This is a genomic window from Shewanella surugensis, from assembly GCF_023284005.1.
GTDB lineage: Bacteria > Pseudomonadota > Gammaproteobacteria > Enterobacterales > Shewanellaceae > Shewanella > Shewanella surugensis.
Map to the genome: position 1 here is coordinate 18,204 of NZ_JAKIKS010000054.1, position 17,535 is coordinate 35,738.

Below are 17,535 nucleotides of genomic sequence, written 5' to 3' on the forward strand. Positions count from 1 at the left end.
TTGTTTTAGTCGGATTAGAAATATCCCCATCCTGCTAAGTAAGGGCCTTAGAATAGTATGGATGTTTAAAACACGTTATCTTGTGTTGGAGGCTTTCGATATAGGTATAGCGGTTAGCTTTTTCTCTTTAAACGGTATCCTTTCATTGCATACAAGAGTATATAAAGATAGCAGGGAATTAAAATCATATAAGTATTATGCATACCGAATGACGTTTCAGATAAATAGCCCCAAAGTAAGGGTAAAATTGTGCCGCCTGAAATCCCCATTATTAATAAGCCTGAAGCGGTATTGGTCAAGTTACCTAGGCCTGATAATGCCAGCGGCCAAACAATGGCATTGGCAATCCAATAGGAGTGAGGATCGGATATTAAAATGACAATACCTAACAGTGGTGATAGTCTTAATGATTGTTCTTGCGAGAAAACTTTAGGAATGGAGGCTATTCCGCATAGGTAACCCAGCACCATGAATGTCATGGTATAAGCCGTCATGACGGAGTAATTCTCCATGTTTAATGATAAGGCAAAAGTACCGACAGTGTCTGCGGCAATCACTTCGACCCCCCACGTATAAAAAAATCGCCAGTACGCCTAACCTGAGATGAGGATAACGAAGGCATTCAATAATGGAATCTACATTAATATTAATTTTATAGTAAGAAGACAATGTTGTTCATGGACATGGTGGCCATCGACAATAAGACGACAATAGATGACATCATTCATTAATGCGGCACTTAATAAGCTGGGTTCCCTTGCGGTTAACGATGACATGGCATTAAAAAGGTGAGTGGTCCCTGTGACGCCGGCATTGAAGTATTGTGTTGCTATGTCAAAGTGGGCATTTGAATGCCCTAAAGCTAGTGTGACGCCAGCGTTTATGAGCCCCTTTCTTTTCAATCGAAAGATGGGGTCCCTCAAAGTGAATGCCAATAATACAGGGTAAATTTAACTTAATGGCTTGGGCAATGGCATTAGTGGCCTGCCTCATGACTTGGATATTATCGGTGATCAAAGTGGGTAATATGGCTGTTGTACCAAAGGTCTGATGACGTTGACTGATTTTGTTAAGTGTGGTTAATGTCGGTGACTGATTAAATAAGGCGCCTCCACCTCCGTTGACCTGTAAATTGATAAAGCCTGGTACTAAAAGCGTTTGAGGGAATAAGTTACTTGCGCTAACAGTCTCTTTAATATCAACAATGATCCCTTGTTCAATATAAAGAGTTTTGTTTTGATGAAAAGACTCTCCATCAAAAAGATGAGGCACACTCAGAGAGTTAATCATTGTTATAGTGTCTTGGTGATTTTTTTCAACCCTTCGGGGGCATCAGGATCAAAACCAAGCTTGACGGCCGCTTTGGCAATATCAAGGTAAAATCGTTGCATGAGTAATAATGACGATAATCTAGGGTGGATATCCGTATTGATAGGGGATAAATGCAGTAGATGTACGCCTTTTGATTCTAATTCTCGGATCCGGACTTGATGAATACTGAGGCTTTCATCATGAACACAGGCGTTTAATAGTGCAACATCATGTTGAATAAGGGCAATGGGACCATGGAGGAATTCAGCGCTACTGAATGCTTCTGCATGGATACTGCATATTTCCTTTAATTTAAGGGCCATCTCTTTGGCAACTGCAAAGCCAAACCCTCGGCCTAAAATAATTAAACTCGATACTGCTTTTAAATCTTTAGACTTAAGTTGTGCCGTTTGCGAATTTATCTTTTTAAGTGCATTAGGGAGTTTGCTGAGTTCACGCAGTAATAAGCTATTTTGAGTCCAATGGGCGGTTAATTGAATAAGGGCCGATAAGGTACATAAGTAACTTTTCGTTGCCGCAACCGCGATTTCTTTTTCGGCACGGATAGGCAGAACTTCATCCACTAAATTTGCTAATGGTGATGTTTCATCATTGATTAATGCGATGGTGTAGGCACCGCAAGAACGTGCCATTCTTACTTGTGTTAATACGTCAGGACTTCGACCCGATTGTGATATCACAATGATTACTGCTCTTTTTAAATTCATTTTTTTAAAATAAACACTTGATACAGAGGGGGAAGATGGGCTGACGGGGATCCCAGCTTCTATTTCTATTAAGTACTTTCCAAACACTCCCGCGTGATCAGATGAGCCTCGTCCGATAAAGACCACAACGCAGGGATCGAGTTGTCTCAGTTTAGCACCAATACGTGTCGTAATCGGATGATTCAAGATTAATTGCTTTTCGATAAGCTCAGGAGTCTGCTTTGTCTCTTGTTCCATGATACTGGGGATCATACATTTTCCTCAGATTTTATTGTCGTATTAGATTGCTCTTGCCCAGAAGACGGCCCCATTTCACTGGAAGCTTGACTATCATGAAAATGAGCCAGCGTAAAAGGATCGAGCCAAGGAAGGAGTGTTTCTTTGAGCCCACCCACCAAAGCCAGTGGTAATTGATTATTGATGAGTAATTTTTTGGCTAATTGACTTAAATATTGCATCCCTTCTTGTACGATATTGATCGAAATCATGTCACCTTGCTTGGCACAGTCAAAGACAGTGGGAGCAAGGCTTGCAAAAATGGCAGATGAGCCTTCAGACACTGCTTCAGATAACTCAATGGGATCTGTTACCTTAAATTGTGTCAGTAATTGTTCGCAAAGTAATGTTTCTCTCCCCAGTCCATCGAATGTATCCAGTGTATGGGAGACGGCTTTTAAACCAAACCAAGCACCACTGCCTTTATCGGCATGAGGGAATCCATATCCGCCAAATTCTACTTTTCTTCCTTGATAAAAAGAAAAGTCACAACTTCCCGTACCGACAATGATGACTGCGCCATCTTCTCCCTGATGATCACCGATGCAAGCAATGTGCAGATCCGTTGTTAAATAACGTTGCATAAAGGGATGTGGCCACGTTGAGGCTTGTTGGTAATAATCAGGTAAATTAATGCCAGTAAGGCCTATCCCTACAATGACATTGGATAAGGAGATGTGTTTCAGCTTGGCATGATTAAGTGCATCTTGCGCTGATTGTATGACAGCATCCATGGCTTGTTTAAAACCAAACAGTGGATTTTCTGGTCCAGACAGTCCTTGACCTAAGATGTTATTTTGCGGATTAACTAATATGGTTTTTATGGCGTTGCATTTACTGCCACCGCCATCAATACCCATAAAATAGGAGGGGTGCATCATAAGACATACCTCTATATACAGGGAGAAGCCTGTATTGATGATCGCTTAAATCGTGCAGAGCAATCAATGATGACGATATACACTGGATACCATAGATTGAAGTCTACACAGCTCAGTATGGAAGAGAATAGGCGAGGGAACAAGGAGGTGATCTTTAGAATATGCAGAGGCATGACAGCCCTCTATAGAAGTCGATAGTGTTGACACTGAATGATTTTTTTTATTAACATGATGTGAGTGAACGACCATGACGCTCTTCTTGAGCCGATAATCGAGAGGTTCTACGTTGATGCTCAGTAAGGAGGTATAAAGGACTTTCCTCTTTTATTTATAAGAATTAGCCTATTAGGAATGCGTGAAAACGCTCACTTCTGTGTTGTATCACGGGTATATAAGGATGGGATGTTCTGTTGATCTGACCAGCGCAATGATACTGGCCAAAAGTGGATTATTGATTTTTATTATCGTATTGAACACACCTAATTTTGTTAAGCTATTTCGGCTTCAAGGTGATCGGCTGTACACATAAAGAGTTTATCCATAATGGCTAATAATACTTTTGCTTGATGTTGAGCGTCATGGAGTGCGAGATGTTGGGTGCCTTTAAAAGGGATACTGCATTGAGGATCGTAGCCAAATAACATTTTTGCTAGCCAAATCATACTGGCGAGCGATTGATTTTCATGCTCAAACCAAGGTTGTTTTACCCCTGTTTGCTGGTAGGCGTTAGATAAAATCACATTATCAAATTCAGCTCTATTCCCCATGATTTGTACGACACTATTGGTTGGGAAATGTTGATGAATAAAATTGGATAAATGCTGTAATGCTTGCTCTAAGGGTTGGCGTGGCATGTTGGGGGAAAATAATTCTTGCCATGCGTTGGGATTGTTAAAGCGCTGTTGTCGCCAAAAGGCGATACTGGCCTCATCGAGCGCGCGATTGGTTTGAAATTCTGTTTGGCAACGGATATAACACTCATCAACTACCCTCGATTTTACGACATTAACGATCACACAAGCCATAGAGGCTATGACGGCATTTTCAGTATGACCAAAGGTCTTAATGTCTATTAAGGCTACCAGTGGCGATAATTTAAATTTATTTAATATTCTCACTCTTTTCTCATCCTTGTTTGCTTTTTTAGAGTTTAGATATACCCAAGCCTGTTGAAGGGGAAACCTTCGACTTGTTTGGATATAGGCGCGGGGCATTTTGCCCCGTCGACCTAGTTAGGATTGAATATTAGCCAAATTTGTGGGTTCCTATTTAATCCAAAACTCACTTATGGGCTTTTGAGCACTTTCCTTGTGGATCCCTTAAAGTGAGTTTACCTCCCCTTGTTAAATTTAGGATAATAAATTTGTTATTCTAAATTTAGAGTGTAAACTAGCATGAATAAGTTAAAATAAGCAAAAAGTTTTTTATACTAAATTTATTTTTAACAACTTTATTTAAGAGAATAGAGGCACGATATTTCATTGTTTTATATTCTAACGCAATGATTTATAATGAAAATAATTATATTTAAATGTTGCGAGTACGGATGAATTAACATGAGTTTTGATTTTTTACGTGCCATTTACGCATAATTATGGGAAATGAAATGCAAACATTAGGTCAACGGGTTAAACAAAGACGCATTCAACTCGGCTATCGGGCTAAATATGTTGCAAAAGAAGTGGGGCTGAGTGCGGGTGGATTGTCGTTATTTGAAAATGGGCACACATCAGGCATAGATTTTGTGACAGGCGTTAAACTGGCGAAATTACTTCAACTTGATCCGGAGTCATTGGCTTTGGGCCTCGAGACTTGCGGTTCTCCCGAGGAGAATAAGGCGCTTCCTATTATTGGCGATCAACACTCAGGCCCCACTTCTGATTGGTTTGATATTGCCATAGAGGATAGGCCATTAGCCACGGAAGTGATTGAGATCCATTTCGATAAAACAAAAGCGTATTATGGGTTGAAGATCACGGAAAATACTGGCCGTTATTTGGACGGTGAGGCGATCATTCTTGACTCAGATCCATTTCAAGCACTGCTTTCTGGAAATGATGTGTTTGTCGTTTATCAACGCCATTGTCAATTGATGCATTTTTTGTATGAAAGAGGGGGTAAAGTGCATTTAATTGGTTTTGAGAAGGACAGTCATATGCTCATTATTAATCGAGATGAATGCCAATATTTACATTCAGTGGTTGCGATAGTGACTAATGGAAAAATCAAAAAAATGTAGCTAGGTTAAAAAAGCAGGCGCTCCTTTTTAATGAGAGATCATCTATATGACATTGAAGCACTCAATCTTCAAATGACATGTTAGGCTGGTGGTTTAAAAAACCGTTCCATAATAACTGATATTGTTAGCCGATGAGGTTGGGGCGGTTTAGGCTTAAAGGAATAAGGAAATGAATTTATACCCGTGATACATCAAGATGCGGAATTCAGCTGGAATGGAAAAGCGGTTAAGCAGGTTGTTATTGGATTGATGCATTAAGCTGCCATAAAATGCCCATGAAACCCAAGGGGCAAAAAGTAAGGCAACCAAGCTCGGGCGATAGGGCTGGCAGAGAGGTTGTTGGCCTCAAATAGATTTAAACAGGTGCGTTTGCTGGGGACATGTAATGCGGTTCCTAACAGGTAGCCTGTTTTTTCATTTCTCTCAGGGCAAATATTAATGTGTTCTTCGGCTAAAAAATCAGCGCCAAAATGGTAGCTGTCTTCTTTTTCAGAGGAAATGTCGAGTTGGCAAACGGTATCATACCAAAGTGTATGCTGACTTGCCGATAGATGAAAAAGTGAGTGATTACGTAGCCCTACAAGGTGATCACAGATTTTGGGGAATTCATTGTTTGTCGGAATAATATGTTGGTGGTATGTGCCGTTAATGGCTAATGTCATTAATGCGGTTTTTGCCTTATGATAAGCGTGGCGAATTATATTGTTTAGAAATGTCAGATCATTATCTTAAAGTGTATACCGACAAAGGACATCATATGCTGCTCATGCGTTTTAAAGATGCGCTGGAGATGTTAGTTGACGCTTCTGGGTTTCAAACGCCTCGTTCTTGGAGGGTGGCAAAAGGTGCCGTATTAGGGCGAGAAAGAGCAGGGCGAAAACTCATATTGGCATTAAAAAATGAAATAAAATTCCCCGTATCTCGAACATATAATGCGATTATTAATGCGCAATGTTTTTAGGCCAGAATAGTCGAGATAAATTCAAGACTCAGGGTTTTTAAGCACTGAGATGATAGTGTCAAATAACGCAGTTCTAGTCAAAACTGCCTTTAGGGTATTTTTGTTTCAATGTATGTAAAATGGCCTCGGCTTCTTCTTCCGGCGTCATTTTTTCGCTATCGAGTTCAAGGTCATTGGCAATATCTTTATGCATTTGCAGTAATAAACCGAGAGTATGACCTGGAAAGCGATTGCCGCGTTTTTTTTCATGGGCAAGGAGTGTGTCGTTATCGGCGTTAACGGCCACCCAAAAAGTGGGCATTGCTTCTAGTACTGCTTTTGCTTCTAAATATTCATCTTTAAAAGAGAATACTTGATCAGAAATGACATTAATGCCGCATTGGGAGATAAACTTAATGGCATGAAAATGCGCACTCAATGCTAATCTTGCAAGAGTGCCTAATTGTACTGTGGCATATTCATAAGGATTATCGATACTGGGACCTGGCATGATCAAGTAAAAGCCGAGTGCTTGTTCGGGTTTGGGTTTGAAATGTTTAATTTCATCGGGGGTGACGGGGATACCTAAATATTTGGGTGCTAACATAGCAACAACGTTATCGATCCCAAATTGAATACAAGGAGCGTGCATTTTTTGCTGAAGCGTTTTGCATAATGTACTTTTTCCAGCACTGGTGGTGCCAGCAATGAGTATAATTTGGCCTAAAGTCTTTGTATTTTTAGGGAAAGATAAAGGGACCCATCTAGAGGCGGGTTTTTCTCTTAATGGTCTTTCAAGCAAGTATTGAGTTATTTTATCCGCGCACATTTTTGGGGAGTGTTGACTGCTATCAAGCTGCAGATTATATTGTATTTTTGTTATCATTTTTTTTGCTAATGTCAGGCTACTCCCTTCGGGTCTAGAGCCAGTTTTTTGTTCATCCTTGATCCGTAGTATTTCATCGCGAGTCACTTCTACCCATGTAACATCGAGATTGTGAAGAAACTCTTGCAGTTGTTGGTGGTATTTATGAAGAGTGATGCAATGATCGATAATAATATGACATCCACCTTTTGCCATGCCGGTAATAGCAGCGTGTAAGGCGGTCAGATCTATACTGTCTTGTTCGTCATCAGATCCTAAAGGTTGCTGGTTGGGATTAGCTCGCATGATGGTATAAAAGTCTCGCATACCTAATGTAAAGAAGGGCTGGTGGCTGCTTTGTTGAAATTGCTTAATGATCGCTTGTTTTTTGCAGTGCGGTGCCCCATTGAGGATCACTACCATTCCAGCACATGCCATGATTTATCCCTTGATTTATAGAGTGTCATAGCAAGTTTAGTTGAAATCATTTGAACTTCACGGGTATATAAGGAAGTGTCTTCATGAGACTAGACGATAAACCGCTTCGAGAGGACTGTGGCCAAATAGCATGAGGTTATTTGGCCTTAACTGTTAACGGCTAGTATTAACTATCGCTATTGAGTATCTCGAGCACAGGGGTGTCATTGTCGAAGCGAATAAAAAACATCTGCCCAAATTCGTGCTCGGATAAAATAATGCTGGGTTGGTATTTAAAGCGGTATTTCCCAATACTCACGTTAAAATGAATGCCTAAATCTTGCAGCATATCGGGTACCGTATTGGAGTGCCCAGCAATCACGAGCGTTTGGCCACAATAATTATTTTTAAGCTGAGTGATAAACGCATCTTGCTCTCTGGGATCATATTCAGTAATCGCAAGATTTTTACTTTGGCTAAGGGGGGTGAGCGTTTGTTTAGTACGATGATAAGGAGTCGAAAATAAGTAATTGATGTTGATATGTTCAAACATATTGGCAATCCTAAGTGCTCGAGCTTGACCTTGCTCAGACAAGTTAGGATCGCGATTGCCTTTTTCATCTTGCTTTTCTGCATGACGGGTTAAATAGAGACTGTTTGGTAGGCAATCGGCTAAGGCGATTTGAGTGCTCAGTAAAAAAATCAGGCCAGCAAGGCATGAAGGAGAAAGTAGTTTCATAGAGGATTCCCTTTTTTGTTATTCCATGGGTGAGACCCAATACCCAAACCATTGTAGAGTTAAATAATATGGCCGAGTATCTTGAAACAAATACTACCTGAATAATATCAATAAGTGGATCCATTTTTTATAGTGAGTGAAAACCGATGACGGGAAGGCTCATCAACGTTTATGCTTATTTATTATGGGTATTACCGTACTCATATTGGTCAAATTGAATGTGTTAATTTAGATCACCTCGATAATATCAATAAGAGCTAGTGTTTATGCCCTAGTAAGGAATACGAGATCATTCATTTTAATTATTTTCTGAATAGATATTTCTCTAACCTGCACTATATTTATTTTGTGTTTTACTTATCTGTTTAACAGATTAAGTCAAACGATGGATGTTGATAATAAATATATAGGGATGAATGAAATGAAAAAACGCATAGCTATTGCTTTGATATTACCATGTTCTCTGATGTGTCATTTGTTATACGCTGAAGAGGTTTACCATCATGGACCTAAATCTCTACCTTCACCGCCTCCCCCAGTACCCAGTTTTATACCTAATGGGCTCTATGTCACCGTTTCAGGAGGGACTAGCTATTTAGAGTCTCAGCGCAGTATTGCAGATGAAGTTTATAATGGCGCGGGTATCGTGTCTTATGATTGGGGGTTCAATGCTGGGGTGAGTTTAGGCAAACAAGTTGGCCCATGGCGATTTGAAGCGCAAATAACATATTTATATAACGATATGGATAAAGTTTTTGACATTGATCAAGGTAACCAGCAAGAAGGAGTTTGGTATGGGGTTAATGCATTGCGTGATTTTCCAATCAATGAACATTGGATCCCATATGCAGGTTTCGGTTTAGGTGGGATCACCATGAATTCTGATTTTGGAGATTATAACGTATGGAGTGATGCTGCATCAGGTAGCAGTGGCGTGGTGACGAGTGAAAATACGTCAGGTTCAGCGTTTGCATATCAAACTATTGTTGGTATTGGTTATCAGCCCATTCCCGAGATACGATTATTAGCGGAAGTGAGACATATTGGTTCTACTAAGTTTACTAATTGGACTCAAAATGGGTCAAGTTTAGACACTTATTATAACAATACCTTGTTTAACTTAGGGTTAAGCTACTATTTTGACGGGGCACCTAAGCATAAGCGAACTCCACCTCCGCCGCCCGCAGATCAAGCTTTATTTTATGTGAGTGTATCTGGTGGTGCAAGTTATTTACAAGAGCAAATGTCAACATCTAAAGATGGTGTTGTTGGAGTCAATACTACCTTTGATATGGGCTATAACGTTGGTGCGAGTATCGGCCTTAAATACAATAATTGGCGTACAGAGTTACAATTCACTTACTTGAGTGATGAAATGGATAAAGTTGATGATATTGCTCAAGGGAATAAAGTTTCAGGCAATTGGTATGGCTTAAACTTACTGCATGATTTTCCTACGGGTAGTGCTTGGATCCCTTATGCTGGTTTAGGGGTGGGATTAGTCAATATGGAAACTAAATATGATGACAGTGTTTATGTACAAACTTCATCAATGACTTCTGAAATGGTGTCCATGGACAATGAAACGGATACCTCAGTGGCTTATCAAGGTATTGTCGGAGTCGGTTTTCAAGCCAGTGAAAGTATGCGGTTTTTTGCTGAATATCGCCATTTAAGGGCACCAGAAATGAAATCGTCTGTGTTAACCACAACAGATGATTATGAGTATGATTTGGAAACCGCTTATCAAAACAATTTGTTCAACATTGGTATGAGTTATACCTTTGGCATGTAACTCTTTAAGATTGTTTTCATAAAAAAAGCCAGTCTTAAATAAGATTGGCTTTTTTATGGTTTTTTGTACCGCTGACTCACCGCTACCTCTTGGCTGAGTCCTGTTAGAATGGCGCAGTTAGGTTGTTCTCCTCCTTCGCAATCATGCACAAGATGGCTGAGCTGATGTTCTAGTATTTGTAATTGAAAAATTTTATCGCTAATGGCGGATAAATGTAGCTTAGCGAGTGCTTTGACATCTTCAGCCTGACGAGATTGGTTTAATTTCAAATCCAGTAAAGCTCGGCAGTCATCCAGTGTAAAGCCTAATGTTCGGCAATGATGAATAAAAGACAGCGCTTGGACATGAGAGGCTTGATAATCACGATAACCATTCAAGTCACGCCGACCTTTAACTAAACCAATATCGTGGTAATAACGTATACTTTTAACGGTTAAGCCTGTGGCTTTGGCAACAGCACCTATTTTCATTGATTATTTTTCTTGTTGATTAAGTCAAGTCAGTATTATAGCAAAAAACGTTTGACTCTCCTATAAGGGGAGACAATACACTGATAGATATCGTAAAGCATAAATTGAGTGTTATTCATCAATAAGGAGGTCTCATGTCAACCATTATATTGTCAGTGCCAGATATGAGTTGTACCAGTTGTATCGCTAAAATTGAAAATGCCTTTCAAGCGCAGGCTGGCATGAGTGTCAGAGTCAACTTAGCGGATAAGCAAGTCATTATCAATGAAGAGATTGATATTGAGAAAGCAAAATTTATTATACAAAGTGTGGGTTATGCAAGTGAGCAAGTACTGGATGCAAAACTGGCCGCTAAAGAGAAAGGTGCGTTAGAAGAGAAGCAATATCATAAGCAAATGTGGCAAGCGTTTATTGGCTTAGGCGTGGGGATCCCGCTCATGCTCTGGGGCTTATTTGGTGGCGAAATGCAAATTAGCAATGTCACTCAACAGCTCACTTGGGGTGTGGTTGGGGTGTTAACCTTAGTCTTAATGGTGACAACGGGCGCGCATTTTTATCAAGGCATGTGGCGAGCCCTTAAAGCCAAAAGTGCCAATATGGACAGCTTAATTGCGTTAGGCACGGGCGCGGCTTGGTTTTATTCCATGCTAGTGGTCTTGGTACCACAGTGGTTTCCGCTCGATACGCGTCATGTGTACTTTGAAGCCAGTGTGATGATCTTGGGGTTAATTAACTTAGGCCATGCCTTAGAGCTGAGGGCGCGAGGGAAAACCAGTGCTGCCGTACAAAGTTTACTGGGGTTACAGGCATCGACGGCGATTCGTATTACCGATAAAGGCGATGAAGAAGTTGAAATCGGTGCATTAGCCATAGGCGATCGCGTGCGGTTAAAGCCGGGTGGACGCGTGGCTTTGGATGGTGAGGTGTTGGAAGGGCAATCATTACTCAATGAGTCGATGCTCACCGGTGAGCCTGTTCCTGTGAGTAAAGGTGTGGGGGATGGCGTGAATGCCGGTACTGTCAATGGCAATGGCAGTTTAATTTATCGAATAACCTCAGGGGTGGAGGATACCCGCCTTGCCAAAATTATTGAGTTAGTACAACAAGCTCAAACCTCAAAAATGCCCATTGGTCGCTTAACCGATCAAATTTCCGCTTACTTTGTCCCAGTGGTAATAGTGATTGCACTATTCAGTGCCGGCATTTGGTATTTTGCAGGCCCGGCCCCTCAGTTATCCCATGCATTAGTGGTACTCACCAGTGTGCTGATCATCGCGTGTCCTTGTGCGCTGGGATTAGCGACCCCGATGTCGATTATGGTCTCCGTTGGGCGGGCCGCAAAAATGGGCGTACTGATCCGCAATGGCGAAGCTTTACAGACCGCCAGCAAGGTCAGTTGTGTCGTATTGGATAAAACCGGCACATTAACTCAAGGTAAGCCAATGGTGACCGATTTCACCTTGATTGGATCAGGCGAGGATGAGTCTACTTTATTACGACATATCGCCAGTCTCGAACAAGCATCAGAGCACCCGCTTGCCAGTGCCATTATCGATAAGGCGAAAGCCGCAGAGTTAACCTTAGTGGAGCCGGAAGTGTTTACCAATCATCAGGGCATGGGAATAGTGGGAGCGATTACCTTAGCATCGGAGGGCTCAGCTGAAGGGACGCCAAATGAGTATGCCATCGGTAATCGGGCGTTAATGGACAAACTGCACATTGAAGGTGTAGCGGCACAAGATAGTTTAACTTCAACATGGGCAGAGACAGCCAAAACGCCCATTTATGTGTCGAAATCCGGAAGTTTAGTGGCATTGATTGCCATTAGTGATCCTTTACATACGGGTGTCATCGAAGCAGTGAGCGCGTTGAAAGCTGACGGTATGCGAGTCGTATTGCTTAGTGGTGATAATGAAAAAACCGTGCAAGCGGTGGCGAAACAAGTGGGTATTGATGAAGTTGTAGCCCAAGTCCTGCCTGAAGAGAAACAGCAACATATTATACGCTTACAAGCGGAAGGCGAAGTCGTGGCGATGGTGGGGGACGGCATTAATGACGCGCCCGCTTTAGTGAGTGCAGATGTGGGGATTGCGATTGGCAGTGGGACTGAAATTGCCATCGAAAGTGCCGACTTAACCTTGTTATCGCATCAGCTAACCTCACTGGCTAGCACCTTTAAATTAGCCAAGGCAGGTATGCGTAATATTAAGCAAAACTTATTTGGTGCCTTCATTTATAACATCTTAGGGATCCCGTTAGCCGCCGGCGTGTTATTCCCCTTAACGGGTATGTTATTAAACCCTGTGATAGCGGGTGGGGCCATGGCATTGTCATCATTGACGGTCGTGACCAATGCCAACCGTTTACGCAATCAAAAATTGGACTAGGCTTGATGGAGAAAGTCGGCACATAAAATGGTGAATATGGCGACTGTAGAGAGAGAATTTCATCTCTATCGATAGTCGCTTTTCGTTGATCATTGAGGCTAAATTAAGCTATAGTACTGCGCTTAAAAATTGCGAGGGTTGCGGGATTGGCTTTTGATTTCAAGCCGCCCTTAACCCGCCTTTAGCGAGTATAAGTGTTGGCTGGCTTTGTTTATCCTTGAGTTAAAAAACAAACAAGTCATGGGCTCGTTTTTTGTTTTATTCATACAATCAGAATTTTGGAATGTTACTTTGATCACTACAGCAAATATTACCATGCAGTTCGGCGCTAAGCCGCTGTTTGAAAACATCTCAGTTAAGTTTGGCAACGGAAATCGTTATGGTCTGATCGGCGCCAACGGTTGTGGTAAATCAACCTTCATGAAAATCTTAGCAGGTGATCTGGAGCCGACCTCTGGTAATGTCTCTTTAGATGTCAATGAGCGTCTGGGTAAATTGAGCCAGAATCAATTTGGCTATGAAGCGTTTAACGTTGTTGATACCGTGATCATGGGTTATCCCGAATTATGGGAAGTGAAGCAAGAGCGAGATCGCATTTATTCGTTAGCTGAAATGACCGAAGAAGATGGCATTAAAGTCGCCGACTTAGAAATGGAATTTGCCGAAATGGATGGCTATACCGCCGAGTCTCGTGCCGGTGAGCTATTAATGGGCGTAGGTATTCCTGTTGAGCAGCATTTTGGTTTAATGGGGGAAATTGCGCCGGGCTTTAAATTACGGGTATTATTGGCGCAAGCGCTATTTTCTGATCCTGATGTGTTGTTACTCGATGAGCCCACCAACAACTTGGACATCGATACCATTCGTTGGTTACAAGATATGCTGAGTCAGCGTAATAGCACCATGATCATCATTTCTCACGATAGATACTTCTTAAACTCTGTTTGTACCCATATGGCTGATCTGGATTACGGTGAGCTATGTATTTTCCCCGGTAACTATGATGAATACATGATGGCGGCAAGCCAAGCCCGCGAACGTTTGATGATCAATAATGCCAAGAAAAAAGCCCAGATCTCTGAGCTTCAAGGCTTCGTAGCCCGCTTCTCTGCCAACGCTTCAAAAGCCAAGCAAGCCACGTCTCGTGCTAAGTTGATTGACAAAATTAAGATTGATGAAGTCAAAGCCTCGAGTCGTGTGAATCCTTTCATTCGTTTCGAGCAAGAAAAGAAATTATTCCGTAATGCCTTAGTGACCGAAGGCTTGACTAAAGGTTTTGATACCCGCTTATTCACTAATTTGAACTTAATGGTCGAAGTGGGTGAGCGAGTGGCGATTTTGGGTGATAACGGTGTGGGTAAAACCACCTTGCTGCGCACCTTAGTGCACGATATTCCACAAGACAGCGGCACCATCCAATGGTCTGAAAATTCGGCTATTGGTTATTATGCGCAAGATCACGAAAGTGATTTTGAAAATGACATGACCTTGTTTGAATGGATGAGTCAATGGCGTAAACTTAATGATGATGACCAATCGGTACGTGGGATCTTAGGTCGTATGCTGTTTGGTTCCGATGACATTAAAAAGTCAGTCACGGTATTATCGGGTGGTGAAAAAGGCCGTATGTTATTCGGTAAACTCATCATGGACAAGCCTAATATTTTATTATTGGATGAGCCGACGAACCACATGGATATGGAGTCGATTGAGTCATTGAACAACGCGCTGGAAATGTATGAAGGCACGCTGCTGTTCGTCAGCCATGATAGAGCGTTCGTATCTTCATTGGCCACGCGCATTCTTGAAGTGACACCTAAAGGCATCAATGACTTTAAAGGCACTTATGATGAGTTCCTAAGAAGCAAAGGCGTTGAAGCTTAATGAGCACGGCTAAATATGCGCTAGAGATAAGCTAACTTGTCTGTTTAGTCATATTAGCTGAGAAAGAAAAGCCCGAATTTATTCGGGCTTTTTTGTGCGTTTTTAGTGGTACTTACATTGCATATTGACGTAGTGGCTCTCTATTTCTTATATTGACTTTGTAAATAGGCAAACACGGCGCGAATACCAAAGGCTTCACCGCCAACGGGGCGGCCGGGTAGTTTACGGTTATTCCATGCCATCACATCAAAGTGTGCCCAATGAATCTCTTTATCAACGAAGTCCTGTAAATATAAGGCCGCAGTGATCGCGCCGCCAAACGGGCTGGTGGCACAGTTCGATAAGTCAGCCACGTCACTGTTCAGTAAATCTTTATAGGCTTGATGCAGTGGCATCCGCCAAACAGGATCTTCCATTTCAAGGCCAGACTGAGTAATGCCCTGCGCTAGCGCATCGTTATTGCTGAAAAAGCCGGGTAACTCGGTGCCCAAGGCTACCCGCATGGCGCCAGTTAAGGTGGCAAAGTCGATGATCATTTCAGGTTTATCATGATTAGCTTCAGACAGTGCATCACATAATACGAGTCTGCCTTCGGCATCGGTATTATCAATTTCAACACTGATCCCATGGCGAGTGGTGATCACATCGCCCGGTCTAAAGGCATTGGCCGAGACGGCATTTTCAACAGCAGGTACCAGTACGCGCAGGCGAATAGGCAGCTGATGAGCCATGATGAGTTGTGCCAAACCTATCACATGGGCGGCGCCACCCATGTCTTTTTTCATTAAACGCATGCCCGCGCCGGGCTTTAAATCTAAGCCACCCGAGTCAAAACACACGCCTTTGCCCACTAAGGTAATTTGCGGGGCATTAATATCCCCCCAAGTGAAATCGAGCAGTTGCGGCGCGTGCACACTGGCGCGGCCGACCATATGAATCGTGGGGTAGTTTTGCTCAAGGAGTTCATCACCTACAATTTGGGTCAGCTGGCCGCCAAATTCATCGGCCATCTGACTTAAGGTATCATTCAAGTGCTGTGGCATCATATCCCCTGCTGGGGTATTAATTAAATCGCGGGTTAAAGATGTGGCGCGAATAAAGCGATTGGCTTTTGCCGCTATCTCGTCATTGGGCACCATCAGCTGAGGTAAGCTTTTATTACTTTGCTTGTAACGTTCAAAACGATAGCCACCGAGTCCCCAGCTAAAGGCCGCTTTTTCAATTTGTTCAGGGTTGCCTTGAATCGCATATTGGCCACTGGGCAGTTGATTCACCAACTCGCCACACGCCCAAAAGCTGTCAGCTTGTTCGGTCACAAATACTGCCTGGGTGATATTGCCTTCGCTATTGGGGATCAGGCAATGACCTTGTTTGTCGATTTGATGATGATTAAGCCAAGTCTGCGTGAATTGAGGCTGACTCTTAAGCCAGCTTTCAAAAGCATTGGGAGTGAAAATATGCAGTGGGATTGGAGCACTGTGCGCGCTAGCCATACCATCAACAGGGCCAATAATTAAGGCGGATTTTACGGCATGCTCAGCAGTATTCAAAGAGGAAGTGTTCATGTCAGGCTCTTACATTAAAACAATTAATGGGTCTTAGGGTAGCAGGCAAGGGAGGGTTGGGGAAGATGTGGGTTAAATTCATGTGAATTAAGTGGACCATGCCTTTTTCTAAAGATAAATATTCACTCTTTATTTTTTGATCATGACTGGCGTACCTTTTACCCCCGCATAAAATACGATAACTTCAGCAGGCTCAGTACCTTCATTTATACCATAATGCCAAGTATTCACCACTTCTATATCCACTTTTCCTGGGAGCAATTTCATTTTTTGACTGCCATCTTCGAGGTATACGGTTATTTCACCTTTTAATAATACGGCAACGGTAATAACGGGGTGTTTGTGCACAGGGAACTGGCCTTGGGGAGGGACGATGACTCTTAAGACGGTGATTTCAGGTTGGCCGCTGGGGTAATCGGGTAGGTGCTTGCCGTCCCAGCTTTTAGTTGTGCGAGTCAGTAAGGTGGCATCGAGTGCTTTATCTGCTGAGGAAGTCTTTTTGGCGGTAGGTACCTATTTTGCCCAAACAGTATTGATGTTTAATAATAGAAACAGAGTCAACATACTCAGTGTTATCAGGTTATTGTTCATATTTATTCTCGTCATTGCAAGGAGGTTAGTAGTGACTGTTCATTAAAAGAATAGCTTAAAATCGTATGCCATCAAGTGGGCAGGGCGGGATTACATTCTCAAAAAGTTCACTTATTTTTCAGAGTATGATCCCGCCTTGACTAAAGAGGGATAATTAACAAACGGTAAACCCCCGGCTCTGCCGGGGTGACTCGCATAGGTTTCACCTATACCGCGGTATAGGTAGGCTCAAGTCTCGACCAAAAGACAGGAGAGCAACCTATGCGAGACCCTAAGAGTTTGTCCCATACACGTTGGGATTGTAAGTACCATATTGTATTTATTCCAAAAAAGAGGCGTAAGTTAATATTTGGTGTTATTCGAAAGCATTTGGGCGAGGTATTTCACGAACTAGCCCGTCAAAAAGGGGTTGTGATCGAAGAGGGGCATCTAATGCCAGATCATGTC

General features: G+C 42.3%; 17 protein-coding genes. 6 read left to right on the forward strand and 11 right to left on the reverse strand.

Annotation, left to right across the window (positions count from 1 at the left end):
* Positions 1 to 113: 113 nt before the first annotated feature.
* From L2764_RS14235 to L2764_RS14255, 5 genes are all read right to left on the reverse strand, one after another.
* The gene (locus L2764_RS14235) at positions 114 to 557 is read right to left on the reverse strand and encodes an MFS transporter (RefSeq protein ID WP_248940912.1); all 444 of its coding nucleotides are present in this window, start codon (positions 555 to 557) and stop codon (positions 114 to 116) included.
* A gap of 277 nt (positions 558 to 834) precedes the next feature.
* Positions 835 to 1,290, reverse strand: a complete 456-nt coding sequence (locus L2764_RS14240; RefSeq protein WP_248940913.1) for an amidohydrolase family protein — start codon at positions 1,288 to 1,290, stop codon at positions 835 to 837.
* A 2-nt stretch (positions 1,291 to 1,292) separates the two neighbouring features.
* Complete coding sequence (nagB-II, locus tag L2764_RS14245) at positions 1,293 to 2,291, reverse strand: glucosamine-6-phosphate deaminase NagB-II (protein WP_248940914.1); 999 nt, start codon at positions 2,289 to 2,291, stop codon at positions 1,293 to 1,295.
* Positions 2,288 to 3,196 (reverse strand): glucosamine kinase nucleotide-binding domain-containing protein, encoded by a 909-nt coding sequence (locus L2764_RS14250; protein WP_248940915.1) that lies wholly within the window; start codon positions 3,194 to 3,196, stop codon positions 2,288 to 2,290. Before L2764_RS14250 ends, nagB-II begins: the two co-directional genes overlap by 4 nt.
* Positions 3,197 to 3,684: 488 nt before the next feature.
* Positions 3,685 to 4,314, reverse strand: coding sequence for a 3'-5' exonuclease (locus L2764_RS14255; protein WP_248940916.1), 630 nt, complete (start codon positions 4,312 to 4,314; stop codon positions 3,685 to 3,687).
* A gap of 488 nt (positions 4,315 to 4,802) precedes the next feature.
* On the opposite strand from L2764_RS14255, the gene L2764_RS14260 reads away from it, so the two are divergent.
* Complete coding sequence (locus L2764_RS14260) at positions 4,803 to 5,435, forward strand: helix-turn-helix domain-containing protein (RefSeq protein ID WP_248940917.1); 633 nt, start codon at positions 4,803 to 4,805, stop codon at positions 5,433 to 5,435.
* A 254-nt stretch (positions 5,436 to 5,689) separates the two neighbouring features.
* Here L2764_RS14260 and L2764_RS14265 read toward each other — a convergent pair whose 3' ends face one another.
* On the reverse strand, positions 5,690 to 6,097 hold the full coding sequence (locus L2764_RS14265; protein WP_248940918.1) for a carotenoid oxygenase family protein: 408 nt from the start codon (positions 6,095 to 6,097) through the stop codon (positions 5,690 to 5,692).
* 2 nt (positions 6,098 to 6,099) lie between these two features.
* Between L2764_RS14265 and L2764_RS14270 the strand changes: the two genes are divergently transcribed.
* Entirely contained in the window at positions 6,100 to 6,396 is a 297-nt protein-coding gene (locus tag L2764_RS14270) for a LytTR family DNA-binding domain-containing protein (protein WP_248940919.1), read from the forward strand.
* 73 nt (positions 6,397 to 6,469) lie between these two features.
* On the opposite strand, the gene L2764_RS14275 is transcribed toward L2764_RS14270, so the two are convergent.
* Positions 6,470 to 7,678: a phosphotransferase-like protein gene (locus tag L2764_RS14275; protein WP_248940920.1), complete on the reverse strand. Its 1,209-nt coding sequence runs from the start codon at positions 7,676 to 7,678 to the stop codon at positions 6,470 to 6,472.
* Positions 7,679 to 7,844: 166 nt separating this feature from the next.
* Entirely contained in the window at positions 7,845 to 8,396 is a 552-nt protein-coding gene (locus L2764_RS14280; RefSeq protein ID WP_248940921.1) for a SixA phosphatase family protein, read from the reverse strand.
* A 421-nt stretch (positions 8,397 to 8,817) separates the two neighbouring features.
* Between L2764_RS14280 and L2764_RS14285 the strand changes: the two genes are divergently transcribed.
* Positions 8,818 to 10,191, forward strand: a complete 1,374-nt coding sequence (locus tag L2764_RS14285; RefSeq protein ID WP_248940922.1) for an outer membrane protein — start codon at positions 8,818 to 8,820, stop codon at positions 10,189 to 10,191.
* 53 nt (positions 10,192 to 10,244) lie between these two features.
* On the opposite strand, the gene L2764_RS14290 is transcribed toward L2764_RS14285, so the two are convergent.
* Positions 10,245 to 10,661, reverse strand: coding sequence for a MerR family DNA-binding protein (locus tag L2764_RS14290; protein ID WP_248940923.1), 417 nt, complete (start codon positions 10,659 to 10,661; stop codon positions 10,245 to 10,247).
* 134 nt (positions 10,662 to 10,795) lie between these two features.
* Here L2764_RS14290 and L2764_RS14295 point away from each other — a divergent pair, with 134 nt between their 5' ends.
* Both L2764_RS14295 and L2764_RS14300 read left to right on the forward strand, forming a co-directional pair.
* Complete coding sequence (locus L2764_RS14295; protein WP_248940924.1) at positions 10,796 to 13,048, forward strand: heavy metal translocating P-type ATPase; 2,253 nt, start codon at positions 10,796 to 10,798, stop codon at positions 13,046 to 13,048.
* Between the two features lie 291 nt (positions 13,049 to 13,339).
* Complete coding sequence (locus tag L2764_RS14300; protein ID WP_248940925.1) at positions 13,340 to 14,932, forward strand: ABC-F family ATPase; 1,593 nt, start codon at positions 13,340 to 13,342, stop codon at positions 14,930 to 14,932.
* 140 nt (positions 14,933 to 15,072) lie between these two features.
* On the opposite strand, the gene L2764_RS14305 is transcribed toward L2764_RS14300, so the two are convergent.
* On the reverse strand, positions 15,073 to 16,425 hold the full coding sequence (locus L2764_RS14305) for a leucyl aminopeptidase family protein (RefSeq protein WP_376708424.1): 1,353 nt from the start codon (positions 16,423 to 16,425) through the stop codon (positions 15,073 to 15,075).
* 201 nt (positions 16,426 to 16,626) lie between these two features.
* Positions 16,627 to 16,956, reverse strand: a complete 330-nt coding sequence (locus L2764_RS14310) for a cupin domain-containing protein (protein ID WP_283107019.1) — start codon at positions 16,954 to 16,956, stop codon at positions 16,627 to 16,629.
* A gap of 393 nt (positions 16,957 to 17,349) precedes the next feature.
* Here L2764_RS14310 and tnpA point away from each other — a divergent pair.
* Positions 17,350 to 17,535, forward strand: a 186-nt coding sequence (gene tnpA, locus L2764_RS14315) for an IS200/IS605 family transposase (protein WP_248940928.1), incomplete at its 3' end; no start/stop codon positions are given.